The sequence below is a fragment of the Pseudomonas sp. MLB6B genome (assembly GCF_054508135.1).
Genome location: NZ_CP199313.1, coordinates 3,158,955 through 3,185,660, shown reverse-complemented (window position 1 = coordinate 3,185,660; position 26,706 = coordinate 3,158,955). Strand labels below are relative to the sequence as shown.

Below are 26,706 nucleotides of genomic sequence, written 5' to 3'. Positions count from 1 at the left end.
GGGCGCTATAGTCACGGCCGGATAGCTCTACAACAGGGATCGCAATGCGTTCAGGCAAACCACAGGACGACGAAAGCCTGCTTACCGCCAGTGGGGAAGCGCGCGCGGCGACGCTGTTCCGTCTTGTCGCCAGTTTCATGGCGGTGGTGATGCTCGCCTTCGTGCTGGTCGAGGGTTGGCGCATTTGGCGCGACTACCGACACGCCTTCGTCAATGCCGAGAACTCGGTCAGCAACCTGGCTCGCGCGACCGCCCAGCATGCCGAGGACGCCATCCGCCAGGTGGATGCCATCACCGCCGCGCTGGCCGAGCGAGTGGAGGGTGACGGGATACTCAACCTCGATCGCAAGCGTCTGCATCGTCTGCTGCATCAACAGGCGCAGATCATGCCGCAACTGCACGGACTGTTCATCTACGACGCTCAGGGCTACTGGCTGGTGACGGACAAGACCTCCGTTCCGCCCAACGCCAACAATGCCGATCGCGATTACTTCGAGTACCACCGCACCCACCCTTCGCGCGACGTGCACATCGGCCCGGTGATCAAGAGCCGCTCGACCAGCGAACTGATCATCCCCATCTCGCGCCGCCTCGATGCCCCTGACGGCAGCTTCGCCGGCGTGTTGCTGGGGACCATCAAGGTCGATTGGTTCCTGCAGTATTACGGTGACTTCAAGATCGACCAGCGCGGTGCATTGGTGCTGGCGATGCGCGACGGGACCATCCTGGTGCGCCGGCCGTTCAGCGAGAAGATCATCGGCACCAGCCTGGCCAAGAGCGACATCTTCCTCAAGCATCTGCCCAATGCCGACCAAGGCGTGGCCGAAGCCACGGCGGTGGTGGACGGTACCCAGCGCATCTATGGCTTTCAGGCTTTGCCGACTTACCCTCTGGTGGCCGAAGCAGGTTTGTCGCGAGCGTCGATCGTGGAGCCGTGGCGCCATGACATGATCAAAAGCGTATTGATCCTGGTGCTGCTGTTGATCGGCCTCTCTGCCTTCGGCTGGATCGTGCTGCGTCAGTTACGCGAGCGCATCGCCATCGAGCGGGCATTGCTGCAGGCGCATCAGACATTGAAATCCCTGGCGCTGACCGATGCCCTAACAGGCCTTGGCAACCGTCGCCGACTCGACGGCGTACTGGACTCGGAATTGGGCCGCGCGCGGCGCCAGGGTTATTCGTTGGCGGTGGTGATGCTCGACCTGGACTATTTCAAACGCTACAACGACCACTACGGGCATCCAGCCGGCGATCGGTGTTTGCAGCGGGTAGGGGAAGTGTTGCAGGCGGCGCTCAAGCGTCCAGGCGATCTGGCGGTACGCTATGGCGGCGAAGAGTTCACCCTGTTGTTGCCCGACACCGGCGTGGACGGCGCCATTGCCCTGGTGCAGGAGATCCTCGACAACCTGCGCAGACTGGGCATCGAACACCTGGCCAGCCCCTTGGGCATCGTGTCGATCAGCGCCGGTATCGCCGTGGATTATCCGGCGCGGCAGGCCTTGACGGCGGCAACCTTGATGGCGGCGGCCGACGGCGCGTTGTATGCCGCCAAGGAGCAAGGCCGCGACCGCCTGCACGTGACCTGCGACGTGGCGGACGGCGTTGGCTGATCCTGGCTGATCCGCCATGCCTTCTTTGCTCGGTCGCTCGTCAAGGCGCACCCCACGACGCAGGAGCGGTCTGTAAACCCGATATGGTCTACAGCGCGACCAACGCTCGTTCAGTCGACTGCCAAAGCAGGTGTCAGCAACTGCCAGCGTACCGAACTGACGCCTTTCTCCAAGCTCACTCGACTCACCATTCGTTCCAATTGCAAGGGCGCTTGCGCGCCACCCAGCAATTCGGCGCGCACCTCGAGGCGGTCGCTGTCGGCCAGGTCCTCGCTGTGCAAGGACTGCAAGCGCAGTTGCGGATCGTTGAGGCTGTGCAGCATCAGGCTGCGCACTTGAATCTCATCCTGCGCGCGGCAGATCACCCGGACTTCGAAGTGCTGCTCCACTTCGCTGGCGGGCACCACGTCCTGGCGATCGAGGCGCTGAGCGACCTCGCGCAGAAGAATGTTGGCGCACAGCACCACCAGGCTGCCCAATGCCGCTTCGAGCAGCAGACCCAGGCTGCACAGCACCCCGACTGCCGCCGTACACCACAGCGTGGCGGCCGTGTTGAGGCCGCGGACGTTGAAACCGTCGCGCATGATCACGCCGCCACCAAGAAAGCCGATGCCGGACACAACATAGGCTGCCACCCGCGAGGCATCGGCCGGTTGCATGCCGGGCACCGCTTGGGTCATCAGCACGAACAGGCAGGCGCCGGTGCTGACCAGCGCATTGGTGCGCAGGCCGGTGAGGCGCTGGCGCAGTTGACGTTCGGCGCCGATCAGCGCCCCGAGGAGGAGCGCGGTGGCCGCGCGAAGCAGAAAGACGTTCCATTCCATGACAACAAACCTCTGTGCAGGCCACTGCCTGCGTCTTTGCCGCACGGGGCGGCAGGGATCGAACCAGAGATGCGCAGGGCCGCGAGGGTACGGAATGGGAAGCCTGGCCCAAGGGCCGGGGTTACCAGGGACGGCGCGGGCGCCGAGCCTGGCGGTTGCACTGCCGGACTAGCGCGCCCTACGGGCCTGTCGCACATGACTGGGGCTACTGTCCAATGCAGGACTCCTGTAGGGGGATGCGAAAGTGCGAGGCGCACGTTAGGGATACCTAGGGGGGAGGTCAACGGCCATTTCAGGTTGCCGGGCAAACACAGAAATGTCCTACACGACAAGCGCATTGGCGGGGCCGACCACCAGGGTGGTAACCTTGCCAACCCTCGCTTTTTCGCGGACCCGTCCCATGCTGTACAACCTCGCCGTCCTGTTCGGCACTCTGCTGGCGATGGAGGGTGTCGGCACCCTGGCCCACAAGTACGTCATGCACGGTTGGGGTTGGTGGCTGCACCGCTCCCATCACCAACCCCAGCTCGGCATGCTCGAGCTCAATGATGTCTACCTGCTGGCGCTGGCCTTGATTGCTGTCGGGCTGGTGGCATTGGGCCGGACCGGGTATGCGCCGCTGCAATGGGTGGGCGGGGGCGTGGCCGGCTACGGTGTGCTGTATGTCGTGCTGCACGACGGCCTGTTCCACCGCCACTGGCCGCGCGCGCCCAAGGCGCTCAACCGGTACCTCAAGCGCCTGCACCGTGCCCACTGCCTGCACCATGCGGTCAAGGGCCGTAACAGCGTGTCGTTCGGGTTTTTCTACGCGCCGCCCTTGAATGTGTTGCGGCGCCAATTGCGCAGGCGCATCCGGTAACGAGCGCGGCTGCACGAGCGCGACTGCATTGAACATACACATCCAGACACACAGCAGCGGGCTCGTTGAATGCTCAACGGCTAGCCTTAGAAATTTCCGCCACATTTTCGGAGATTTCCTATGTATGGGCGCCGCGATGTCCTACGCGCCAGTGCTGCGCTCGGCCTGCTAGCCGCCAGTCCTTGGTTGGCCGCCGCGTCCAGCGGCAGCGGCTTGCTCACCCGCACCATCCCCGGCAGCGGTGAGGCGTTGCCGGTCATCGGTGCCGGTACCTCGGGCAGTTTCGAAGTGGAACCGGATTCGGCGGCCTATCAGCAACTGCAACAGGCGGTAGCCGCGTTCTTCGCCGGGGGCGGGCGGATCATCGACACCTCGCCCAACTATGGCGGCGCCGACGCCGTGCTTGGCCAGCTTTTGCAACAAGGTGGCTGGCGCTCGCAATGCTTCCTGGCCACAAAGATCGCCGCCGACAGCCGCGAGGCCGCCGAACGGCAATGGGCTGGCACCTTGCAAAGCCTGCGCACCGACAAGGTCGATCTGTTGCAAGTCCACAACCTACGCGACTGGAAGCGGCAACTGCCCTACGCCCGCGAACTCAAAGCCCAAGGCAAAACGCGCTACGTCGGCATCACCCATTACCTCGACAGCGGCCACGCCGACGTCGAGCGGATCGTGCGCCAGGAGCCGTTGGATTTCGTCCAGATCAACTATGCCGTCAATGCTCCCCACGCCGCCGAGACCTTGCTGCCGCTGTGCCAAGCCAAAGGCGTCGCCGTGCTGATCAACCGCGCCTTCGACGACGGTCGCCTGTTCGCCCAGGTCAAAGGCCAGGCGCTGCCTGACTGGGCCGTTGAAATGGGCATCGGCAGTTGGTCGCAACTGTTCCTCAAATTCGCCCTCAGCCACCCGGCGGTCACGGCGGTGATCCCCGCCACGGGACGGCTGGACCGTCAGCTCGACCAGCTCAAGGCCGGCCAAGGCCCAATGCTCGATGAAACGCAGCGCCGCGCGCTGATCAAGCAGTTCGCCTGAGCCGATGCGTACGCTGCCTCAGCGCCTGCACCGCTGGCTGAACCTCGAGCCCGGCGAAGGCCGACCGGTGTGTGCGGGGCTCGTCTTGTTCTACCTGCTGTTCTGCGGCTACTTCATGCTGCGCCCGGTGCGCGAAACCATGGGCGTGGCGGGCGGCGTCGACAATCTGCAATGGCTGTTCACCGGCACCTTCATTGCCACGCTGGTGTGCCTGCCGCTATTCGGCTGGCTGGTGTCCAAGGTGCGGCGCCAGCGCATCCTGCCTTGGACCTACGGCCTGTTCGCCAGCCACCTGCTGGTGTTCGCCTGGCTCCTGGCCCAGGACCCGGATGGCGTAGGGCAGGCCAGAGCGTTTTATATCTGGCTGTCGGTGTTCAACCTGCTGGCGATCTCGCTGGCCTGGAGCGTATTGGCCGACCTTTTTTCCAGCGAGCAGAGCAAGCGCCTGTTCGGTGTGCTCGCCGCCGGTGCCAGCCTGGGCGGACTGAGCGGGCCGATTCTGGGCACGCCGTTGGTGGCACCGCTGGGGCACGCGGGCCTGCTCCTGCTGGCGGCGGGGTTTCTGCTGGGCAGCATCGGCGCGGCACTGTACCTGCAACGCTGGCGGGTGCGTCATCCACTGCCGTCCAATAGCGAACAACCGCCTTCACGGCCACTGGGCGGCAATCCCTGGGCCGGCGCGAGTGCGGTGCTGCGCTCGCCATTCCTGCTGGGCATCGCGCTGTTCGTGCTGCTGTTGGCCAGCGTCAGCACCTTCCTGTATTTCGAACAGGCGCGCATCGTCAGCGAGACCTTCACCGACCGTACCCGGCAAACCCAAGTGTTCGGCTTGATCGATATCGCGGTGCAGACGCTGGCCATCCTCACGCAACTGTTCTTTACCGGCCGCCTGGCGAAGCGCCTTGGCGTAGGGGTGCTGCTGATGGGCGTACCGCTGCTGATGGCGGTCGGGTTCGTGGCGCTGGCACTGTTGCCGACCTTTACTCTGTTCGTTCTGGTGATGGTCGCCCGGCGCGCCGGCGAGTACGCCCTGGTACGGCCGGGCCGGGAAATGCTGTTCACCGTGCTACCGGCCGAAGACAAGTACAAAGCCAAGAACTTCATCGACACCGTCGTCTACCGCGGCGGCGATGCGCTCAGCGGTTGGGTGAAGCGAGCCCTGGACGTGCTCGGCGACCACCCGCAAGCCGCCATGCTGATCGGTGCCGTGTTGGCACTGGGTTGGGGATTGACCGGGCGTTGGTTGGGACGCCGTCAACGCCTGTTGGAAACCGCACAGGAGACTCGACGCTAGCGTTTGCGCCCTCATCGGTTGCCGATAAACGATTCGGCCCGTCCATGCTGGGCACGGACGGGCCGAAGAGGGAGTGCTTATCGCTGGTCGGCTGGCAGCATCAGTGCGGCGCGCGGTGAATGGTCTTGAGCAGGTCTTCCGGGCTGATATGCCCCACCACCTGATGCACGCCACCGCTGCCGGGGGTCGGCAGGTCGATGATGTGGCCCTTCATCTTGCCGATCACATGCATCTCGCACGGCTTGCAATCGAATTTCAAGGTCAACACCTCATCGCCCTGCACCAGCTGCATGGGCGCTACCTTGGTGCGTACGCCGGTCACGCCTTTGGCCTGCTTGGGGCACAGGTTGAAGGAGAACCGCAGGCAATGCTTGGTGATCATCACCGGCACCTCGCCATGCTCTTCATGTGCCTCGTAGGCGGCATCGATCAACTGCACACCATGCCGGTGGTAGAAGTCGCGGGCCTTCTGGTTGTAGACGTTGGCCAGGAACGACAGGTGCGCTTCCGGATAGACCGGCGCCGGTACGGTTTCGGCCTTGCGCGACCCACGGGGGTGAGCCTGCACGCGCGCCTCGGTCAGCGCCTCGACCGCTTCGCGGCGCAGGGCCTTGAGCTGCGAGTTGGGAATGAAAAACGCCTCTGGGGCGTCCAGCGCGATGGCGCTGGCGTGGTACTGGGTGGTGCCCAACTGGCCGAGCAGGTCGTGCAACTGCTCCAGCGCCTGCTGCGGCTTGTTAGCGGGGCCGAACGGACCGTCCAGACGCACCTGCGCGCGGATGCCTTCTTCGCTGGTGGCGGTCAGTTGCAGGTGCGACTCGCGCAGCTCGGCCTGCCAGCTCACGCCCACCCGGCGCTCGGCCGAGGTGCGTTGCAAGGCCTGCTGCCAGTTGTGGTCGAGGTTGCGCGACAACGGGTGGTTGGAGCGCAAGGCGTGCAGCCCGGCCGGCATTTCGTTGGGCTCCACGCGGTAGCGGTACTGGGTGACGCCGTCCTGCTCCGAGGTGGAGCGCAGCTCGGCGATGTTGGCGCGGAAACCCACCACTTCACGTTTGACCAGCACGTTGAGGCCGTCGCCATTGCTCAACGGCACCTCGGTCAGTACCTGCAGGTCGCGCTTGCCGACCTTTTCCACCACGCCCACCGGCAAACCGGTGAAGGTCGGCGAATCGAAGGCGCCGATGTCGATCTTGCGGTCGCTGACGAAATAGTCGGTGCTGCCGCGGTGGAAGGTCTTGTCCGGGTCGGGCACGAAGAAGTGTTCGGTACGCCCGCTCGAAGCCCGCGCCAGCTCCGGGCGGTCTTCGAGGATGGCGTCGAGCTCGCGGCGGTAATGGGCGGTGATGTTCTTCACATAACCCATGTCCTTGTAGCGGCCCTCGATCTTGAACGAGCGAACGCCGGCATCGACCAGGTCGCGCAGGTTGGCGGTCTGGTTGTTGTCCTTCATCGACAGCAAGTGCTTTTCGAACGCCACCACCCGGCCCTGGTCGTCCTTGAGGGTGTAGGGCAGGCGGCAGGCCTGGGAGCAGTCGCCGCGGTTGGCGCTGCGCCCGGTCTGCGCATGGGAGATGTTGCACTGGCCGGAGAAGGCCACGCACAGCGCACCGTGGATGAAGAACTCGATGGCCGCATCGGTCTGGCTGGCGATCTCGCGGATCTGTTGCAGGTTCAGCTCACGGGCCAGGACCAGTTGCGAGAACCCGGCCTGGTCGAGGAAGCGCGCGCGTTCCAGGGTGCGGATGTCGGTCTGGGTGCTGGCGTGCAGCTCGATGGGCGGAATGTCCAGCTCCATGACCCCCAGGTCCTGCACGATCAGCGCATCGACGCCGGCGTCGTAGAGCTGGTGGATCAGCGCGCGGGCCGGCTCCAGCTCGTTGTCGTGAAGGATGGTGTTGATGGTGGTGAACACCCGCGCGTGGTAGCGACGGGCGAAGGTCACCAGCTCGGCGATGTCTTTGACCTCGTTGCAGGCGTTGTGCCGCGCGCCGAAGCTGGGGCCGCCGATGTAGATGGCGTCGGCGCCGTGCAGGATCGCTTCACGGGCGATGGCTACGTCGCGGGCGGGGCTGAGCAATTCGAGGTGGTGCTTGGGAAGGGACATATCGTTTTTAGAGGCTGGTCACGGTCGAGGCGGGGGATTGTAGCGGCGAAATGCGTGTGGGGCACCCTCGAGCTGCCCAGTTGCAGGCCGGGCTGCCGTATAGCGACCGGCCCGTGCCTGCGAAGCGGCGTTCAGAACTGGTATTCGAGCCCGGCGCCCGCGTACCAGGAACGCCCCGGCGCCGCTTCGTAGAAGCGCCCGTTGCGGTCGCCGACGATGACGGAGCCGACGTACTGGCGGTCCAGCAGGTTGTCCAGGCGCACCATCTGGTTGAAGGTCCACGGTCCGAGGTGCTGCTCGAAGCGCGTGCGCCAGTTGAACACCGCGTAGCCGGGCGCGGCACGGGACTGGTTGCTGTCCTCGACCTGCACCTTGCTGCGCAGCTGGCCCTCCAGGCCCATGCTGATACCCGTGCTTGGCTTCCACAGCAATTCGGCGAACAGGTTGTCGCGTGGCACACCGGGCAGCCGGTTGCCCTTGTCGATCACCGCGCCGCTCTGCTCGAAGGCTTGAGCATAGGTGGCGTCGAGCAGGGTATAGGCCAGGTTGGCCTGCCAGTGCTCGTCCAGCTCGCGCTGCACGCTCAACTCCAGACCCCGGCGCAAGGTCTTGCCGGCGTTGCGGTAGCTGGTACGGCCATCGCTGGCGGCAGCGACCACGATTTCGTCGCGGGTGCGGATTTCGAATACGGCCAGGTTCACACGGGTCTGCGCATCGGGACGCGCCTTGAGGCCCAACTCGTATTGCGTGCTGGTGGCCGGCTGCAAGCCGAAATTGAACGCTCCGCCAGCGCCCGGCGCATAGGCCATCTCGGCCTGGGTCGGAGTTTCAACGGCCTTGCCCAGGCTGACGTAGCCTTGCAGCTCGGGGGTGAAGGCGTACATCGCCGAGATGCTGGGCAACGTGTTTTGATAGGTTTTCGAGCCGCTGGAATCACCGTCGCCGAGGAAGCGGTCGTCCACCTCCATGCGCATGCTGCTGTGGCGCAGCCCGGCGTCGAAGGTCCAGCGGTCGAACTGCCAATGGGCTTGGACGTAAGGGTCGAGGCTGGTGGCGGTGTCGGTTTCCTTGCGCCGCAGTTCGCCTTTGACGCCCAGGGTGTCGCCGCTGAAGTTCTGGAAGCCGCGGCGGTCGTCGCGGCTCTGGTCGTAGTCCAAACCCGTGGTCAGGCTCAACTCGCCAGGCGCGCTGGCGATCGGTTGGATCCAGCGCAGGGTACCGCCGTGGAAGGCGCGGTCGAAGTCGATCACGCCGCCGCCGCGTTCGTTGGCAGGATTTGGCTTGCCATTGACGCGTCTTGGAATCGACAGGTACTGGATCACACTGCGCTGCCCGCCATACAGATTGAACTGCAAGGTCGCATCGCCGAACGCACGTTCGTAGTTCATGCCCAGTTGCTGGTGATGGATGCTCTTGCGCGTGTCGTACTGCTCGGCCACGGCGGCGACCGAGCGCGGGTCGTGCCGGTAGGCGTCCCAGCTCTGCCCGAGCGGATCCTGCGTGCCGTTCTGCTCAAGGGTACTGGCGATCAACGCCAGGCGGCTGTCCTCGTCGGGACGCACATGCACCTTGGCGAAGGTCTGGTCGCGGCGCGCGGCACTGTGGTCGCGGTAGCCATCGGTGTCCATGCGCGAGGCATCGAGGAGGAAACCCGCCTGGTCGTTGCCGCCTTCGCCGTACAGACGATTCTTGACGAAACCGTCGCTGCCCACCGTGGTGGCCGCGCCGACCTTGGGCGCGCCGCTGCCGTCGCGGGAGAACATCTGGATCACGCCACCGGCATTGCTGCCATAGATGGCCGAAGCCGGACCCCGCAAGACCTCGATTCGTTCGGCCACGTCGAGGTTCAACGAAGCGGCCTGGCCCTGGCCGTCCGGGGTGCTGGCCGGGATGCCGTCGCTGATCAGCTTCAAGCCGCGGATGCCGAAGGCCGAACGGGCGCCATAGCCACGCGAGGAAATCTGCAGATCCTGGGCATAGTTCTGCCGGTTCTGCACCACCAGGCCCGGCACCCGATTCAACGCCTCGGACAGGTTCACCCCCAACTGGCCGTCGGCGAACTGCTCACGCTCGACGGTATCGACCGAAAACGGCAGGGCGAAGCTGGCGCTCGGCGCATAACTGCCGGTCACCACCAAAGGGTCGAGCAAGGTCACGGTTCCAGGCGTCTGCGCCCAGGCGGCGCCGCACAGGCCGAGGCCCGGCAGCAGCGCCGTGAGCGGACGGCGCCAGGAGAAACAAAAGGGCATGCGAAGGGGATCCTGCGAAAGCGGTGTGACAGCAGCGCCGAGCGCCGAGGAAAAAGGCGGCCGTGGCTTCGGCCGCCGCAGCGATTACTGGGGGCCGATCAGGCTTTGGCAGCCATGGCGGTCACTTCCACGCGCATACCGTCGAAGGCCAGCGACGCCACGCCAACCGCAGCGCGCACCGGCCAAGGTTTGGCGAAAAAGCGCTGGTACACGGCGTTGAAGGCCGCGCGGTCGGCCATGTCGGTGAGGTAGATGGTCAGGTGCAGCACACGGTCCAGGCCGCTGCCAGCACGTTCCAGGGCATCCTTGAGCGCCTGCAAGGTGCATTCGCACTGGGTGACGATGTCGCCCAGCTCCAGGCTGCCGTCGGCGCGGGTCGGGATCTGCGTGGTGACCAGCAGTCCGTTGAATTCGGCGACGTCGGAGGAGATCGACTCGGCATCGCTGTCCGGGGTGAAGGTGATGTCGTGATGGGCCATGGAAATCCTTGCCGGCTGAAGGTGGAAAGCCGCCAAGCCTACTGCAGCGGCCCGTCGCGGTCGAGGCTGTGGACTGTGATGGCTTGTAATGCGCGCCCCGCATCCGCAGAATCGCGCCCCCACAGAGTCGAAGCGCATACCGAGGTCAGGGTTGAACGAGAACACACTGTCGCAGCGCCTGGAACGGGTCGCTGCACACGTCCCGCAGGGCGCGCGCCTGGCCGATATCGGCTCGGACCATGGCTATCTGCCCATCGCCCTGACGCTGCGCGGCACCCTCGTCGGCGCCATCGCCGGCGAGGTGGCGCGCACGCCGTTCGAGTCGGCCCAGCGCATGGTGCGTAAGCACGAACTGCAAGACGTCATCGATGTGCGCCTGGGCAGCGGCCTGAGCGTGCTGCGACCGGACGATGCGGTCAGCGCCGTCACGATGTGCGGCATGGGCGGTGAAACCATCCGCGACATCCTCGCAGCCGACCACCAGCGTCTGAACGGCAGCGAGTTGCTGGTGCTGCAACCCAACGTGCGCGAATGGGTCACCCGTGGCTGGCTGAACGACCATGGCTACCGCATCGTTCATGAGGAAATGCTCGAAGAGAACGCATTCACCTATGAGATCGTCGTGGCACAACGGGGCGACGGACCACGCTATACACCGCAGGAATGCTACTTCGGCCCGCTGTTGATGGCCCAGCGCAGCCCGCTGTTCCTGGCCAAGTGGCGGTTGAACCTGCAACGCAAGCAGCGGGTGATGGCCAGCTGGCCCAAAGCACGCGATGTGTCGGAAGCGAAAAGGCAGGAAGTCGGGCAGCAGGTGCAATGGATCACCGAGCTGCTGGGCTGACCTCGGCCAAGGCCAGCCCAGGCGGGCTCAAGAACGTGCGGGGTGGGTTTCGGTCTGCTTGCGCAGCGCCTTGGCGCGTTTCTCCAACACCAGGTAGGCGACCACGGCGATCACCAACGGGATCAGGTAGTACAGGGTGCGGTAGCCCAGCAGGGCCGCGACCAGATTGCCCTGGCTCAACTGGCCTTGCAGCAGCGCGAGGAACACCGTCTCCAGCACGCCCAGGCCCGCCGGAATGTGCGCCACCACGCCGGCCACGCAACTGATCATCAGGACGCCGAACACCGAGGGGAAGAACACTTCCTGCGGCATCAACCACCAGATCAGCGCGGCCATCAGCAGCCAGTTGCTGCCACCCAGGGCCACCTGGCACAGCGCCAGACGCAGCGACGGCAAGGTGATCTCGTGCCCGCGTACCGACCATTCGCGGCGCTTGGCCAACCCGCAAGCCAGCAGATAGGCCGCGACCACCGCCAGCATCGCCACACCGATCAATTGCAGACCGGTCACGCCCACCGCCCAGTTGTCCGGTAACTGCACCTGGCGCAAGGCGAATACGCTGCCTGCGACCAGCATGTAGCCCATCCAGTTGGTCAAGATCCCCAGCGTGAGAATGCGCGTGATGGTGGCGTTATCCAGGCCCAGGCGACCGTACAGCCGATAGCGCAAGGCCACGCCACCCACCCACGTGGTGAAGTTCAGGTTGAAGGCGTAGCAGACGAACGCCACCGGTAACACTTGCCGTGCGGGCAGCTTGTGCCCGGTATAGGCCCGCGCCAGCAAGTCGTAGCTGGCGAACACCCCGTAGCTGCACGCGGCGATGCCCAGTCCGATCGCCAGTGTGCTGGGCTTGTAAGCCATCAATGAATCGCGCACTTCGTTCCAGTCCAGGTTGCGCGCCAGGGAATAGAGCAAGGCGGGGATGAGGACGATGAACAGCAGGGTCAGCACGCGCTTGCCCCAGGTCATCCAGGTTTGCTTGGCTGGCATCAGGTCGGCCCCTCGTGCAGGTCGGTGTTGTTGGGGTGGGTATTGGTGCTGTGCTGGACCTCCGGTTGCAACGATTGCAGGCGTTGGCGATGCGCCGGCAGCCAACCGGCCACACGGGGGAAGAAGCGCGTGACATGGAAACCGATGAAGATCAGGGGCGCGCGCCACCAGTAACCGCGGATCATGCGCTCCAGGGTCACGGTCTTGCAGTGGTGGTCGAGCAGCTCCTGCAAGTGCGTATGCAACTGCTGGTTGAAAGCCCGGTCGCGGATCATCAGGTTGGCTTCCAGGTTCAACGACAGGCTGAGCGGGTCGAGGTTGCTAGAGCCCACGGTCGCCCACTCGTCGTCGATCAGCGCCACCTTGCCGTGCAGAGGCCGCTGGATGTATTCGTAGACGTGCACGCCGTGGCGCAGCAGGTAGTTGTAGAGCAGGCGCGACACCGCGCGCACCCAGCGCATGTCCGGCTGGCCCTGCAGGATCAGGATCACCTCCACGCCACGCTGCGCCGCATTGCGCAGTTCGCGCAGCAGGCGATAACCCGGGAAGAAATAGGCGTTGGCGATGACGATGCGCTCGCGCGCCATGCGGATGCCTTCGATGTAGTAGGCCTCGATGTCCTTGCGGTGCATGCCGTTGTCGCGCTCGGCCACCACGCACGTCACCTCGCCGGTGGGTTCGAGCTGCGGATGGACTTGGCTGGGCGGCTGCAAAACCCCACTCATCAGGCGCTTGCTGGCCGAATGCAGTTGGGTCACCACGGGGCCGGTGACCTCCACCGCATAGTCCTGCTTGGCCATGGCCCCGAACTCGCCCAGGTGGTCGATGCTGAAGTTGATGCCACCGATGAAGGCGCGCACGCCGTCGATCACCACGATCTTGCGATGCAGGCGGCGGAACAGGTTGGTGCGCATGCCGGCCACCCGCGGTTGCGGGTCGAAGGCATGAAAGCCTACGCCGGCCTGGGTCATGGACGAGACGAAGGCATCGCTCAGCGAAGCCGAGCCATAACCATCCACCGCCACTTCGACCCGCACACCACGGTTGGCGGCGTCGATCAGCGCCTGGCGTAGCTGCTGGCCGACCTTGTCGTCGTAGATGATGAAGGTTTCCAACAGCACCTCTTCCCGCGCCTGGGCGATCGCCTCGAACACCCGGGGATAGAATTGCTCGCCGTTGATCAGTAGGTCGACTTTGTTGCCTTGTGCCCATGGGCGTTTCATAGGATCACCTGCGCAGCGAGGGGAGCATGGTCGGAAAGGTGCGACCAGGGGTATTTGGACAGGACCTGCGCGTGGCTGGGCATGGCATTGCGCAGGTAGATGCGGTCCAGGCGCAGCAGCGGCAGGCGTGCCGGGAAGCTGCGCGCCGGCGTGCCATACCGCTCGCCGAAGGCTTCGACCAAACGCTCGGAGAGCACCGCGTCGGCCTTGAGGCGCCAGTCGTTGAAGTCGCCGGCGATGATCACCGGCGCGTTGGACGGCAGGCTGTCGAGCAACTCCAGCAGCAGCCGGACCTGGCGCTGGCGGTGCGCTTCGCGCAGCCCCAGATGCACGCAGACGGCATGCACTTCGTCATGGCCCGGCACTTCCAGGCGACAGTGCAACAGCCCACGTTGCTCATTGCCTTCTACCGACACGTCGAGGTTGTCGTAGGACGTGATGGGGAATTTCGACAGCAGCGCGTTGCCATGGTCGCCATGGGGGTACACGGCATTGCGGCCATAGGCGAACTGCGGCCACATGCTGTCGGCCAGAAACTCGTATTGCGGCGCCTCGGGCCAGGTCGGATGGCGTTCGGCGTGCTCGCGATGGCTGCCGTGCACTTCTTGCAGGAACACTAGGTCCGCGTCGGTGGCACGGGCCGCGTCGCGCAGCTCGGGCAGGATGAAGCGTCGGTTGAAGGGGGTGAAACCCTTGTGCACGTTGAGCGTCAGGACGTTCAGGCGGTTGACCGCCGTAACGGCGGCCGCAGCGGGACTGGATTGCGTGCTGCGGACAGTCATGGTGCTACTCCGAGCATGCGCGTAGCTGTTGGCCACGTTCGCACAGAATGTATGGCTGCTGGGCAGCGGCGGGAGTCGAGGCGGGGTTCGCGCACGCGGGAAGTCTCCAAAAGTCGATATGGAATCGACCTGTGGCGGGTCCGCGAGGTTCACCGGACGACGTAATCAGCTGCGGGCTGTAAACCCCGTTGTCAAAAGCCTTCGTGAGCAGTGCCCAGGGCAAGCGGCGTCGGTCACACAGCGCCACGCCCGAGCGCTGTGCAGGGCAGGGCCGGTGGAACTTTGCCCGGCCCCGCGATTCCACCGAAGACGCATTCGCGCCACCCGCCCTGACGGAGGCCCCCATGGCCAGACACATCATCCACTACACCGGGCCGATCAACTCATCGACCTGCGGCAACCTCATCAACACCTGTGCCAAAGCGCTGCACCAAGAGGCGACGCTCATCCAGATCAACGTAGCGACCATGGGCGGCGAGTGCAGCTACGGCTTCACCCTCTACAACTTCCTGCGCTCGCTGCCGATTCCGGTGCACACTCACAACCTGGGCACCGTGGAGTCGATGGGCAACATCCTGTTCCTGGCCGGCGAACGCCGTACGGCCTGCACCTACAGCAAGTTCCTCTTCCACCCGTTCCACTGGACACTACACGGCTCGGTCGACCATGGCCGCATGGCCGAATACGCCATGAGCCTGGACTACGACCTGCGCCTGTACGCCGATATCGTGGCCGAGCGCACGGCGGGTGCGGCCGAGCCGTTGGACGTGCCGCGCTACCTGATGTCCCACCCGCGCATTCTCAGCCCCAAAGAGGGCCTGGCCAGCGGCATGCTGACCGAAATCGACGAATTGCCGATCGAGGCGGATGCGGTGCAGTGGAGCGTGCATGCCTGAGTCTAGGAATGGGGTGCGGTGCAGCAGGGGCCGCATGTGCGGCCGCGTTGCCCGGGCTCAGTAAGGTTCGCTGGCACTCAGCGACTCGATGGTGTCGATCAGCTCGTCATAGCCCACCGGCTTGTTCAGATGCCGGTCGAAGCCGGACTGCCGCGACTTGTGCTGGTCCGCGCTGGCGCCGTAGCCGGTCAAGGCGATCGCGGGCGTGCTGCGCAGGTTCGGCAACTTGCGCAACGCCTTGATCAGCGCATGGCCGTCCATACCGGGCATACCGATATCCGAGAGGATGATGTCGTAACTGCCCGTGCCCGCTGCCGCCAAGGCCCGGATGGGATCACTGAACGCGGTGACCTGGGCGCTCTCCATCTCCAACAGTTGTTGCATGACGTCGAGCACATCGGGCGAATCGTCCACCAGCAGCACATGCACGCCACTCAGGCGTCCGAGCTCTTGCTCTTCAGTAACGGCTGCGTACGCCTGCCGGTCGTTGTTGCAACATTCGAGACGTACGGTGAAGGTGCAGCCCTGGCCCAAGCCTGCCGAGCGGGCCACCACACTGCCTCCATGCGCTTCGACCAGTTGGCGCACCAGCGACAGGCCGATGCCCAACCCCTCGCGGCCGGGCTGTGCAACCTGCGGCTCGGCCTGGCTGAACAGCTCGAAAATGTTTTCGAGACTCTCGGGGTTGAGCCCGATGCCATGGTCGATCACGTCCAGTTGCGCCCAGCCGTCGTGGCTCGATAGGGCCAAGTGGATGTCACTGTGGGCAGGGCTGAACTTCATGGCGTTGTTGAGCAGGTTCCAGATGATCTGCTCCAGGCGTGTGTTGTCACCGTCGATGTACACCTCGACGTCGCTGGGTGGCAGTTCGAGGATGACATTGCACGGGTACTGCTCGCTCTGCACTACGGCATGAATACCACGCAAGGTGGCGCATAGGTCCACTGGCTGGGTCTTGAGCTTGAGCTTGCCTGTGCGGATACGTGCCACGTCGAGCAGATCGTCGATGATCCGCGCCTGGCTGGTGACCGCTTCGCAAATCACCCCCACCGCCTTGCTGGCTGAGCTGGAACCGCTCAGCAGCGGCAGGCGACGCAGGATTTCGGCGTTGAGCTGGATCAGGTTGAGCGGGTGCTTGAGCTCGTGGGACATGACCGCGAAGAACTCGTCCTTCAAATGACTACTGCTCTGCGATTCGGCCAGGCGCTTGCTCTGCTCGTCGTGCAGGCGCTTGTGCCCGGTCAGGTCACGGGCGATCTTGACATAGGCCAGACGGTTGCCGGCCAGTTGGGTGACTTCGCCACTGCAGTAGAAGCGGCTGCCGTCTTTGCGCACGTGCCAGCGTTCGTCCTGGCCACGGCCCTGACGCCTGGCTTCGCGCAACTCGCGCTCGGGTATGCCGTCGCGGCGATCGTCCGAGGTGAAGATCAGTTCGAAATGACGACCGATCACTTCGTCCTTGGCATAACCGAAGATCAGCGCAGCGCCGGTGTTCCAGTCGGTGATCACACCATGTTCATCGAGCAGGATGATGGCGAACTCATGGGTGCTTTCGGCTACCAGGCGCATGCGCTCTTCGCCCAGTCGCAGGTTCTCTTCCGCAGCGCGGCTCTGGCTGATGTCGATGAAGGTCAGTACGGTGCCGTCGATGTGCTGCTCGCTGGAGCGGTACGGCAACAGGCGTGCCAGGTACCAGCGCTGGTTGCGTCCGACGACCTCGCGTTCGATGGTGGTCTCGCGCTCGGCCACGGCGCGTGCGTCGTCGGCGAGCTCCGGGTATTCCAGGCGGTGGGTGATGTCGAGCAGCGAGCGGCCGGTGTCGACGGGCAGCATGCTGAAGATGTCGGTGGCGCGCGGGGTGAACCAGCGGATGTGCAGATTGCGATCGACGAACACCGTGGCGATGTCGGTGGAGGCGATCAGGTTGCTCAGGTAGTCGTTGACCTTGTCGGTTTCCTCGACCTTGGTCTTGAGTTCGTAGTTGACCGTGAGCAGTTCTTCGTTGATCGACTGCAACTCTTCCTTGCTGGTCTCCAGCTCTTCGCTGGCCGAGCGCAGCTCTTCGTTGATGGCCTGCATTTCTTGGTTGGAGGCGGTCAGCTCTTCGCTGGATATCTCCGATTGCTCGATGGTTTCCTGCAATTGCAAACGCGTGCGCTGCAGCTCGCCTTCGAGGGTGGCGAGGATCATGTCGTCGGTCTGCTGGATACCGGTGGTCACCGCTACCGGACGATCAGGTTCGCGCTCTTCGAACACCACCAACAGGCATTCGCTGCCGCTGGGCTCGTCGGTATGCGGCTGAACCAGGATGTCGACCTGGCTGCTGTCGAGGTTGACCGACCGCGAGGTCACGGCCTGCCCGGTGTGTTGGGCTTGCAGAAGCGTACTGCGCAAGGCCGGGCGCAAGGGTGCCAGCACCAGATTCAGCAGGGTGCGGCTGGGTTCGCCGCCCATGTGCCGCAGGAAGCGCCCGGCGCCATCGCTCATGTGCAGGATATGGCCGTCGGGGTCGACGATCAGACTTGGCGGGGTGCGCCGGGCCAGGGCACGGTGATGGATTTCGGCGTAGGACAGCTTGCGACCTGGACGTCCCTTGGCCTTTGCCGGCTCGCTACTGGTCAGGCTGTCGCTCGACGCGGGCAGTTGGCTGGAGCGCCGCGCGCGGCTTTGCACGTTGCGCGCACGGAAGATGCGGTTGCGCTTGTCGATGGGCGTGAACAACTCGGCGGCGACGTCGGCCGACTCGGAACTGCCGAGGAACAGGTAGCCGCCTGGCCGCAGGGCGTAGTGGAACATGCGCAGGATCTCGCGCTGCACGTCGCGGTCGAGGTAGATCAGCAGGTTGCGGCAGACCACCAGATCCAGATGCGAGAACGGCGGGTCGGACAGCAGGTTGTGGCGGGCGAACAGCACCTTTTCGCGCACTTCCTTGCGCACCCGCAGGTGCTGCTCTTCCTTGACGAAGAACTGGCGAATGCGCGCGGGCGTGACGTCGGCTGCGATCGACTCGGTGTACAGCCCGGCCCGGCCCTGGGCGATGGCGCGCTCGTCGAGGTCGGTGGCGAACACCTGGACCTTGGCACTGCGCTGCTCCATGGCCAACTGCTCAATGACCATCATGGCCACGCTATAGGCTTCCTCGCCTGATGAGCAACCGGCCGACCAGATGCGCATCTCGTGGTGCTCGAGCGGGTCGTCGCGGTCACTGACCAGCGACGGCAGCACATGGCGCTCCAGCGCTTCGAAGGCCTCGCGGTCGCGGAAGAAGTTGGTCACGCCGATGAGCATGTCGGCCAGCAAGGCCTGGGCCTCTTCGGGTTCGCCTTCCAGGTAGCTCAGGTAGCCGCGCAGGTCGGTCTGGCCGGTGACGTGCAGGCGACGCTCCAGGCGGCGCAACACGGTGGCGCGCTTGTAGTGATGGAAGTCGTGACCCGTGCTGTTGTGCAACTGCGCGAGGATGTCGTCGAGCAGGGGGTCGGCGCGTTCCGGGTCGGCCTGCTCGGTGCCCATGGCGGGAGGGCGTTGGTCGTCGTCGATTCTGGGCAAGTTCACCTGCCGCGCAGTGCGCCACAGCTCCATGAGTTTTTGAGGGATCTGCGCCACCGGCAGGACCATGTCCACCAGCCCGGTTTCCAGCGCAGCGCGCGGCATGCCGTCGAATTCGGCATCGTCAGGGCTCTGGACCAGCGTCACACCGCCTTGTTCCTTTATTCGTGAGAGCCCTACGGCGCCGTCGCTGCCGGTGCCCGACAGCACGACGCAGAAGGCATGCTCCTGGTGCACATCGGCCAGGTCACGGAAGAACAGGTCGATGGCCGTGTGCGCGCCGCCAGGCCGCTCGGCGCGGCGTACACGCAGGTAACCGTCGTTGGTGGACAGCCGGTTGGCGGGTGAGATCACGTAGATGTGGTTCGCCTGGATCGGCACCGGTTCGGTGACCTGTCGCACCGGCATCGAGGTATGGCGCTGGATGATCAGATCGGCCTGGCTGTGGTGGTCAGGCGACAGGTGCAGGACCACGACGAAGGCCATGCCGGTGTCGGGCGGGGTGTGCTCGACAAAGCTGCAGATGGCTTTCAGGCCGCCAGCCGAAGCACCGATGCCCACCACGGGAAAGGCCAGGTGGCTGGGGCTCAGGTATTTATTCTTGGGGCCCGCAAGGGTGGACTTTGGAGAGCGTGGGGTCATCGGCAATGCCTTGGGCGAGCGAAGAGGGTCCTGGAAGCAGTCACCAGGCAAAATGACTGCGAGTATAGGCCTGTCGCAGATCGATCGACGACAGCCGGAGGTAAACATTCGCCACAAGCCACCTGGGACTCAGGATCCGGGTAAAGGTCGCACAGTTGACCGTATCGAGCAGCCAGCGCAAGCGGCCTGGCACCGTTTGTCAGCTGGCCTCGGGCGTCATGCAAACATCCTGTCCCTATCGCGCTCACACCCTGTACAGCGTCCGCAGCCGGCCGCTGCCTTCGACCTCATAGCCAGTAGGGAGAACACCATGGCGCGCGATACACAACAGCCCAGCCAACGTGGCGGCACCAAGGAGACCAACGCCGGCAATTTCGCCAACGACCCGGACCGTGCCGCCCGCGCAGGCCAGAAAGGCGGCAAGGTGTCGGGCGGCAATTTCGCCAACGACCCGCAGCGCGCGTCCCAAGCCGGCCGCAAGGGCGGTCGGAACAGCCATCGGGGCAGTGGCGCGCAATAGCCTACTACGCAACGTCCGAGCCTTTGCTAGGCTGGATGGAAGACCCCACGTGGATCTGTTTCCCGTGGGGTCGTTTCTTTTTCGTCTGAAGGAGAATCACGATGCTCGCATTGACCTACCAAGGCGCAGGTGAGTTGCAGTTGCTGTCCGTGCCCGACCCCGTCCTTCAGCAGGACGACGACGTGCTGGTGCGGGTGACGCTGTCGGGTATCTGCGGATCGGACTTGCACCTTTACCACGACAAGATCCCCAGCGTTCAGAAAGGCGACATTCTCGGCCATGAGTTCATGGGCACCGTGGTCGAAGTGGGCAGCGCGGTGACGGAGGTGGCCAAAGGCGACCGGGTGGTGGTGCCGTTCATCATCGCCTGCGGCGAGTGCTACTTCTGCAAGCAACAGCTGTATGCGGCTTGCGAAACCACCAACCCTACGCCTACGGTCATTTCCGGCGAGCACCCCACCCATAGCGGGGCCGCATTGTTCGGTTACGGACATCTATATGGTGGCGTGGCGGGCGGCCAGGCCGAATACGTGCGGGTGCCCAAGGGCAACGTCAATGCCTTCAAGGTGCCGGCCGGCATCTCCGACGAGGCGGCACTGCTGCTCTCCGATACCCTGCCGACCGCTTGGCAGGCCGTGCTCAATGCCAAGGTCGGGGAAGGCTCTTCGCTGGCGATCTTTGGCGCCGGCCCGGTCGGCCTGCTGGCTGCCGAGTGCGCACGCATGCTGGGCGCCGGGCAGATATTCCTGGTGGACGAATACAGTTACCGGCTCAAGTTCGCCGCTGATACCTATGGCGTGATTCCGGTCAACTTCTATCACGACAAGGATGCGGCACGGACCATCCTCAAACAGACCCAAGGCGAGCGGGGCGTCGATGCGGTCATCGACGCAGTGGGCTTCGAAGCCAGCGGCACCACGCTGGAGTCGGTGATGAACATGTTCGGCTTCGAGGGCAGCAGCGGCAAGGCGCTGCGCCAATGCATCGAGGCCGTGCGCCGCGGTGGCATCGTCAGTGTGGCGGGTATGTATTCGGGCTTGATGCACAGCCTGCAACTGGGTGCGGCGTTCGACAAAGGGCTGTCGTTCCACATGGGCAAGACCCACGTGCACAAGCACCTGCCGGAGCTGTGCGAGCACCTGCTAGCGGGCAAGCTGCATCCTGAACGGCTGATCACTAACCGGTTGCCGCTCAAGGATGCCGTGCGCGGCTATGAGATGTACGACGAAAAACGCGAAGGTTGCTGCAAGGTCGTGCTGCAATTGGGCAGCTGATTTTCCACTTGCTCTACACCATGGCCTGACAATCGGCACATCGCCATCAGGCCTTTGGTATAGGCGCGTCGATTTCTTTTGAATTTTCCCGAACTTCGTCGATCAACCACACGTCATCCATGGAGAATTAGGAGGGCCCTTCGATGCCAGCTCCACAGCTTTACATCATCGACTACCGACTGCACGACCAAGAGCGCAGCTTCATCATCCGTCTGGAGCGCATGGACAATGCAGAGGCGTGGCACTGGGCAAGCTGTGACGCCGGGATCGGTATCATTCCCAAGTTCGGTAGGGAAAAGATCCGCAAGGTCAGCCGGCCGATGGCCGAGCGCTATGGCATCACTGAGGTGCACTGGCGTCTGTCCGGCAGCCGGGAAACCCCACCGGGCGGTCAAGCCCATGGGGCGCACAAGCGCGGTGGTGGTGAAGACGTATCCAGCGGTGGTGAGACGACCGTTCTGGCCTAGTGTTCCTGGCCTCTGCGAATATGCATGTGTTCGGCATATTCCCCGCCTTGGCAGAGGCCTGATGTTGCAAACCTTTCGATGCTGTCCACGCAGCGCTCCGTTCGTATCTTTGCTCATCTCTGCCGGGTTACCCGCAGGGGCGAACCCAAACAATTTCCTTCATCACCAGTACGCCTTGGCGTAACGATCGCGTTCGATTGAGCTTTGTCCATCTCCACGCCGTATTCGGCTGGGGTACCTGTGTGTCTGGCACCTGGGGCACGACGCATGTCGAGTCGGCGCATGGCCGTGGTGACCAGGCATCTTCAATCGAGCAATTTGATAGCCAAGGGAAGAGATGATGGCGGGGAGGGTAGCGAGGTGGATTGTCATCTCGTAAGGGAAAGTCGAGGCTAAATTGGCGCTGCTATTGATAATCAGCATGCATCAATCGATGAAAAACTAGCACTAATCGTTTCAAGATGTGTCATTCATACTTCCGCATCAAGCGTAACAAGCATTTCAAAAATATCGCTGGAGAATGACCATGCATGCTTCACCTTCTGCTGCGGGTTCTGCCCGATCCCGAGCCGCAGCCGTATTCCGCGTTACCTCAGGCAACTTCCTCGAACAATTCGACTTCTTCCTGTTCGGCTTCTATGCCACGCAGATCGCCACCGCGTTCTTCCCTGCTTCCAGCGAGTTCGCCTCGTTGATGATGACCTTTGCCGTGTTCGGCGCAGGGTTCCTGATGCGTCCGCTGGGCGCCGTGGTACTGGGTTCTTACATCGACGACGTCGGCCGGCGCAAAGGCCTGATCGTCACCTTGTCGATCATGGCCAGCGGTACGCTGTTGATCGTTCTGGTGCCCGGTTATGCCAGCATCGGCCTGTGGGCACCGGCACTGGTGCTGATCGGGCGGTTGCTGCAAGGCTTCTCGGCCGGTGCGGAACTGGGCGGCGTCTCGGTGTACCTGGCGGAAATGGCTACACCTGGTCGCAAAGGTTTCTACACCAGTTGGCAGTCCGGCAGCCAGCAAGTGGCGATCATCGTCGCCGCCGCACTGGGCTATGGCTTGAACCAGTGGATGACGCCCGCCCAGATCACCGACGGCGGCTGGCGGATTCCGTTCGCCGTGGGCTGCATGATCATCCCGTTCATCTTCCTGCTGCGTCGCAACTTGCAGGAAACCGAAGCTTTCGCCAAGCGCACCCACCGTCCAACCATGAAACAGGTGATGGCGACCTTGGCCAGCAACTGGGGCATCGTGCTGGCCGGCATGCTCATGGTAGCGATGACCACCAGCGCCTTCTACCTGATCACCGTGTACGCGCCGACCTTCGGCAAGACCGTGCTCAACCTCAGCACCACCGACGCCTTGCTGGTGACGTTGCTGGTCGGCGTCTCGAACTTTTTCTGGTTGCCCATCGGCGGCATGCTCAGCGACCGCGTCGGCCGCAAACCGATGCTGGTGGCCATGACTGTGATGACCGTGCTCACCGCCTACCCGGCGCTGTCGTACCTGGCCCAGGCCGCAAGCTTCGCGCACATGCTCGAAGTGCTGCTGTGGTTCTCGTTCCTCTATGCGATGTACAACGGCGCGATGATCCCGGCACTTACCGAAATCATGCCGCCGGAAGTGAAGGTGGCTGGCTTCTCTCTGGCCTACAGCCTGGCCACGGCACTGTTCGGCGGCTTCACTCCGGCCATGTCGACCTGGCTGATCCACCTGACTGGCGACAAAGCGGCGCCTGCCTACTGGGTGACCTTCGCCGCCGCCTGTGCCTTGTGCGCCACGCTGGTGCTGTACCGCCGCCTGGCCGCGCAACCTCGTCTTGCCGTTTGATCATCAGGAAAAATCGTTATGCACGCACTGCACAGATCCTCACTGGCTACACTGTTTCTTGCCTGCACGGCGCTTGCCGGTACGGCCCAAGCCGAATCGCTGAACGTCATGACTTCGGGTGGTTTCTCTGCCGCCTACCAGCGTCTGGGGCCGGAATATGCCAAGCTGTCGGGTGACACCCTGACCACCATTTCCGGGCCTTCCATGGGCCAGGCCGCCGAGGCGATCCCCAACCGTCTGGCCCGTGGCGAGCACGCCGACGTCGTGATCATGGTCGGCTATGCGCTGGACGAGCTGATCAAGCAAGGTAAGGTCGACCCTGCGTCGCGAGTGGAACTGGCCGATTCGCGCATCGGCATGTCGGTCAAGGCCGGTGCGCCCAAGCCGTCGATCGCCACCGATGCCGAGCTCAAGCAAGTGTTGCTCGATGCCAAATCGGTCGCCTATTCGGACAGCGCCAGCGGCGTGTACATCGAGAAAGAACTGTTCAAGAAGTTGGGCATCGAGGCGCAACTCAAGCCCAAGAGCAAGATGATCGAGCGTACGCCGGTAGGCTCGGTGGTCGCGAAGGGCGATTATCAGCTCGGTTTCCAACAGGTTGCGGAGTTGCTGCCGGTGAAAGGGGCCGATTTCGTGAGCAAGATCCCTGAAGACCTGCAATCGGTAACCCGCTTCGCGGCCGGTATCCCAGTCAATGCCGACCACCCCAAAGAGGCCAAGGCACTGCTCGATTACTTGGCGTCGCCTGCCGTACAGCCGACCGTGCAAGCTACTGGCCTGGATTCAGTCCCCCGCTGAGACAGGCTGCATCGCACGGATCCGCGTTTCCAGCTCCAACGCCGCCGGGGTCAGGGTTCGACCCCGGCGCTTGATCACGCCCACATCGCGATACACCTCCGGCTCCACCAGCGGCACGCTCACCAGCATCGGGTGGTCGCCGATGGGCATGGCGATGGAGGGCACCGCCGCCACGCCAAGACCTGCTTCGACCAAGCCCAACATTGTGGTGACGTGCCGCGTCATGCACACGCAAGGACGGGCAGGGCGTAGGGTCGAGAGCGCCTGATCGAGCAGCAGACGGTTGCCGGAAGTGTTGTCCAGGCCGATGTATTCATGGTTGAACATCTCTTCCCACGTGACGTTGTCGTGGCCCGCCAAGGCGTGGTCCTTGCGGCAGGCCAACACGTAGCGCTCGCGAAGCAGGCGCTCGAACTCCAGCTCCGGTGCCAGGTTGCCGGTGAAACTCAAACCGAAATCCGCTTCGCCGAACGCCACGGCCGTGTTGACGTCGTTGGCACTGGCATCGAAGACGCGTACGTTGATGTTGGGATAGGTGCGGTGGAAGGCGCTGATCACCGTGGGCATGAAATAGTAGGCGGTGGAGGGCACGCAGGCGATGGTGACCTTGCCGGTCATCATGAAGCTGCTGTCGCCCAGGGTCATCAGCGCGGTGTCGACCTCATCGAGGATGCGCTCGGCGCGCGGAAGGAAAGCGCGGCCGACGCTGGTGAGATCGACTCGGCGGGTGGTGCGCACCAGAAGCTTGACGTTGAGGGCGGTTTCCAGCTTTTCGATACGCCGGCTCAGCGCCGGTTGGGTGATGGAGATCGCTTCGGCGGCCTTGCGGAAGCTGCCGTGCTCGACGACGGCGCGGAAGGCCAGGAGGTCGTTCAGATCGAAGTTGAGGGACATGGGGGCGGTCGCGCGCTGGAGGCTGAAGGATGGGGGCTGACTTTACGTGAGTTGACCGGACTGGGCCATTACGCAGCGGTAATGCTTAATCGTGCGGTGGTAGCCACTCGAATAAGAGGCTAGGGTAAGAGACGCTTTGAAAGCCCTCAGACGTAATGTCGAGCGGTAATCAGTTAATTCGACTAAATGAATATTTAGTTGAGTTAGCCATGAATGGCCCTATGTGCAGGGGAGTGAAACCAGCGAGGGCGAGATGCCGTCTAGCCGCGAACGGCATCAATCATCCGTTCATGGATAGCCGAAGTGTCTTCAAACTACTGAACAAGGATGCTGTACGTGCCAATTTATCTAGCTGTCGACGCCGAACTGCTGCCCGGCACCGGTTTGGTAGTAGAGGCTCCGGCGCACGAAGGCCCGAATGTAGTGGTATTCGAAGACGACGGGGAAACCGGTTATTTCTATGCACTCGACATCGCCAACGGCGACAACCCCATACAGGATGCCTTACACATCTATGACGTACAGCAGATTTCAGACCGCGACAAGCCTTCAAACCTGCGCGTGGGTTGGTCGAAAGACCATGAGAAAGCCGTGCTATTGATCAACGATTACCCCCATGCAGTGTTCGATTTTGAGGCAATGCGCGGGTATTGCCGCAGTGGATTTCCTGAATCTTCGGGCACGTCCTGGTCTGAGTCTGGACATCAATGGGCGGATGATGCGTTGGGTTTGTTCGAGTAGGTCTATCGGTTGTATGCCTTCTAAATGCAGTAGGCATCCGACAAGGCGCTTGACTTGGGTTGAGCGGCCTAACCCGAGGCCTGATCGGCATGCAGCACTAGAATCGTGTTTGAGTCTGCGCACTTGGGTGGACATGTTTGTGTTGGTGCTTGAACGAACGGCGGGTTGTATTGGGTGACGTTGGGAATTTGGAAGCAGTGGGTCGTTTGGGGTTAGACAAACAGTCTTGAGGCAGCCGAAGCGCTTGATGACCATGGCACGTGTAGGAATGAGCGATTCTTCGGTTTGAATAGATCTAGGATCTGTATGGGTGTTTTGCAGAGATGACACGGGTGCCAGTTGATCTCTGGGCTTTCACGGTCTACCCATACCCACATTGAAGCACAACGGCCGGATGCGCATAATGTGCATTATGTTAAATTAAGAATTATTTTGCTCTTTCCCTCCGGGTATTCAGCCCCAGACTCCACAATCTGATTGTCACCGTTGCGAATCACGGACACTCCGCCCCCTTGAACCCCCACAACCCCCAGCCCGCAAGGCCTCCAGCCACACGGGACGGCCTCCGAATGCCAGCAAACCTCAGAGTGGATAATCTCTTCAAGCCATGCGCTCCGGGCCTTACAGCCGTTCCCGCGATTCCGACACTGGAATCCAGCGCCCCGGTAACTCTTTAGCAGCGAAGCGTTCACGCAGCTCATACGCAAACGACGCTCCGAGCCGTTTTCCTGCGAACGCGACGATAATACGGACACTTTCCAAGGCCTGCCCTGAGCAGCCACCAGGTGGGTTCCCCGATTCTGCTGCCTTTGG

21 protein-coding genes are annotated in these 26,706 nt (G+C 63.4%); 12 read left to right on the top strand and 9 right to left on the bottom strand.

Going from position 1 to position 26,706, the window contains the following annotated elements; translation table 11 throughout:
- Positions 1 to 44 precede the first annotated feature (44 nt).
- Positions 45 to 1,610 (top strand): GGDEF domain-containing protein, encoded by a 1,566-nt coding sequence (locus ACSMEV_RS14060; protein WP_459205694.1) that lies wholly within the window; start codon positions 45 to 47, stop codon positions 1,608 to 1,610.
- A 110-nt stretch (positions 1,611 to 1,720) separates the two neighbouring features.
- Here the strand turns inward: ACSMEV_RS14060 and ACSMEV_RS14055 are convergent, their stop codons facing one another.
- Positions 1,721 to 2,434 carry an MgtC/SapB family protein gene (locus ACSMEV_RS14055; RefSeq protein ID WP_296268108.1) on the bottom strand — a complete coding sequence of 238 codons (714 nt, stop codon included), beginning with the start codon at positions 2,432 to 2,434 and terminating at the stop codon, positions 1,721 to 1,723.
- A 400-nt stretch (positions 2,435 to 2,834) separates the two neighbouring features.
- Between ACSMEV_RS14055 and ACSMEV_RS14050 the strand changes: the two genes are divergently transcribed.
- The 3 genes from ACSMEV_RS14050 to ACSMEV_RS14040 all read left to right on the top strand — a co-directional run bounded on the left by ACSMEV_RS14050 (position 2,835) and on the right by ACSMEV_RS14040 (position 5,619).
- Positions 2,835 to 3,293 carry a sterol desaturase family protein gene (locus ACSMEV_RS14050; RefSeq protein WP_459205693.1) on the top strand — a complete coding sequence of 153 codons (459 nt, stop codon included), beginning with the start codon at positions 2,835 to 2,837 and terminating at the stop codon, positions 3,291 to 3,293.
- Between the two features lie 120 nt (positions 3,294 to 3,413).
- Positions 3,414 to 4,325 (top strand): aldo/keto reductase, encoded by a 912-nt coding sequence (locus ACSMEV_RS14045; RefSeq protein ID WP_459205692.1) that lies wholly within the window; start codon positions 3,414 to 3,416, stop codon positions 4,323 to 4,325.
- Positions 4,326 to 4,329: 4 nt separating this feature from the next.
- Positions 4,330 to 5,619: an NTP/NDP exchange transporter gene (locus ACSMEV_RS14040; protein WP_459205691.1), complete on the top strand. Its 1,290-nt coding sequence runs from the start codon at positions 4,330 to 4,332 to the stop codon at positions 5,617 to 5,619.
- A gap of 100 nt (positions 5,620 to 5,719) precedes the next feature.
- Here ACSMEV_RS14040 and ACSMEV_RS14035 read toward each other — a convergent pair whose 3' ends face one another.
- The 3 genes from ACSMEV_RS14035 to ACSMEV_RS14025 form a co-directional block, all read right to left on the bottom strand.
- Entirely contained in the window at positions 5,720 to 7,723 is a 2,004-nt protein-coding gene (locus tag ACSMEV_RS14035; RefSeq protein WP_459205690.1) for a peptidase U32 family protein, read from the bottom strand.
- A gap of 131 nt (positions 7,724 to 7,854) precedes the next feature.
- Positions 7,855 to 9,972, bottom strand: coding sequence for a TonB-dependent receptor family protein (locus tag ACSMEV_RS14030; RefSeq protein ID WP_459205689.1), 2,118 nt, complete (start codon positions 9,970 to 9,972; stop codon positions 7,855 to 7,857).
- Positions 9,973 to 10,070: 98 nt separating this feature from the next.
- Positions 10,071 to 10,451, bottom strand: coding sequence for a RidA family protein (locus ACSMEV_RS14025; protein ID WP_459205688.1), 381 nt, complete (start codon positions 10,449 to 10,451; stop codon positions 10,071 to 10,073).
- Positions 10,452 to 10,602: 151 nt separating this feature from the next.
- On the opposite strand from ACSMEV_RS14025, the gene ACSMEV_RS14020 reads away from it, so the two are divergent.
- Positions 10,603 to 11,295, top strand: coding sequence for a tRNA (adenine(22)-N(1))-methyltransferase (locus ACSMEV_RS14020; RefSeq protein WP_459205687.1), 693 nt, complete (start codon positions 10,603 to 10,605; stop codon positions 11,293 to 11,295).
- 27 nt (positions 11,296 to 11,322) lie between these two features.
- On the opposite strand, the gene ACSMEV_RS14015 is transcribed toward ACSMEV_RS14020, so the two are convergent.
- Genes ACSMEV_RS14015 through ACSMEV_RS14005 form a run of 3 tightly spaced genes read right to left on the bottom strand, consistent with a single transcriptional unit; the run spans position 11,323 to position 14,290 of the window.
- Complete coding sequence (locus ACSMEV_RS14015) at positions 11,323 to 12,285, bottom strand: lysylphosphatidylglycerol synthase domain-containing protein (protein ID WP_459205686.1); 963 nt, start codon at positions 12,283 to 12,285, stop codon at positions 11,323 to 11,325.
- Positions 12,285 to 13,508: a cardiolipin synthase ClsB gene (gene clsB, locus ACSMEV_RS14010; RefSeq protein WP_459205685.1), complete on the bottom strand. Its 1,224-nt coding sequence runs from the start codon at positions 13,506 to 13,508 to the stop codon at positions 12,285 to 12,287. Before clsB ends, ACSMEV_RS14015 begins: the two co-directional genes overlap by 1 nt.
- A complete protein-coding gene (locus tag ACSMEV_RS14005) occupies positions 13,505 to 14,290 on the bottom strand; it encodes an endonuclease/exonuclease/phosphatase family protein (RefSeq protein ID WP_459205684.1) in 786 nt (261 codons plus the stop codon). The genes clsB and ACSMEV_RS14005 overlap by 4 nt, the downstream gene beginning before the upstream one ends.
- Positions 14,291 to 14,634: 344 nt before the next feature.
- Here ACSMEV_RS14005 and ACSMEV_RS14000 point away from each other — a divergent pair, with 344 nt between their 5' ends.
- The gene (locus tag ACSMEV_RS14000) at positions 14,635 to 15,186 is read left to right on the top strand and encodes an ATP-dependent Clp protease proteolytic subunit (protein ID WP_459205683.1); all 552 of its coding nucleotides are present in this window, start codon (positions 14,635 to 14,637) and stop codon (positions 15,184 to 15,186) included.
- Between the two features lie 57 nt (positions 15,187 to 15,243).
- On the opposite strand, the gene ACSMEV_RS13995 is transcribed toward ACSMEV_RS14000, so the two are convergent.
- Complete coding sequence (locus tag ACSMEV_RS13995) at positions 15,244 to 19,374, bottom strand: CheR family methyltransferase (protein ID WP_459205682.1); 4,131 nt, start codon at positions 19,372 to 19,374, stop codon at positions 15,244 to 15,246.
- Positions 19,375 to 19,684: 310 nt separating this feature from the next.
- Here ACSMEV_RS13995 and ACSMEV_RS13990 point away from each other — a divergent pair, with 310 nt between their 5' ends.
- From ACSMEV_RS13990 to ACSMEV_RS13970, 5 genes are all read left to right on the top strand, one after another.
- The gene (locus ACSMEV_RS13990) at positions 19,685 to 19,894 is read left to right on the top strand and encodes a con-10 family general stress protein (RefSeq protein WP_459205681.1); all 210 of its coding nucleotides are present in this window, start codon (positions 19,685 to 19,687) and stop codon (positions 19,892 to 19,894) included.
- A 101-nt stretch (positions 19,895 to 19,995) separates the two neighbouring features.
- Entirely contained in the window at positions 19,996 to 21,168 is a 1,173-nt protein-coding gene (locus tag ACSMEV_RS13985) for a zinc-dependent alcohol dehydrogenase (protein ID WP_459205680.1), read from the top strand.
- Positions 21,169 to 21,311: 143 nt separating this feature from the next.
- Positions 21,312 to 21,635 (top strand): DUF6555 family protein, encoded by a 324-nt coding sequence (locus tag ACSMEV_RS13980; RefSeq protein WP_459205679.1) that lies wholly within the window; start codon positions 21,312 to 21,314, stop codon positions 21,633 to 21,635.
- 526 nt (positions 21,636 to 22,161) lie between these two features.
- On the top strand, positions 22,162 to 23,460 hold the full coding sequence (gene tcuC, locus ACSMEV_RS13975) for a tricarballylate/proton symporter TcuC (protein WP_459205678.1): 1,299 nt from the start codon (positions 22,162 to 22,164) through the stop codon (positions 23,458 to 23,460).
- 18 nt (positions 23,461 to 23,478) lie between these two features.
- Entirely contained in the window at positions 23,479 to 24,258 is a 780-nt protein-coding gene (locus ACSMEV_RS13970; protein WP_459205677.1) for a substrate-binding domain-containing protein, read from the top strand.
- Here the strand turns inward: ACSMEV_RS13970 and ACSMEV_RS13965 are convergent.
- Positions 24,244 to 25,152, bottom strand: a complete 909-nt coding sequence (locus ACSMEV_RS13965; RefSeq protein WP_459205676.1) for a LysR family transcriptional regulator — start codon at positions 25,150 to 25,152, stop codon at positions 24,244 to 24,246. The genes ACSMEV_RS13970 and ACSMEV_RS13965 overlap by 15 nt on opposite strands.
- Before the next feature lie 336 nt (positions 25,153 to 25,488).
- Here ACSMEV_RS13965 and ACSMEV_RS13960 point away from each other — a divergent pair, with 336 nt between their 5' ends.
- A complete protein-coding gene (locus tag ACSMEV_RS13960; RefSeq protein WP_459205675.1) occupies positions 25,489 to 25,893 on the top strand; it encodes a DUF2251 domain-containing protein in 405 nt (134 codons plus the stop codon).
- The last annotated feature ends 813 nt before the right edge of the window (positions 25,894 to 26,706 follow it).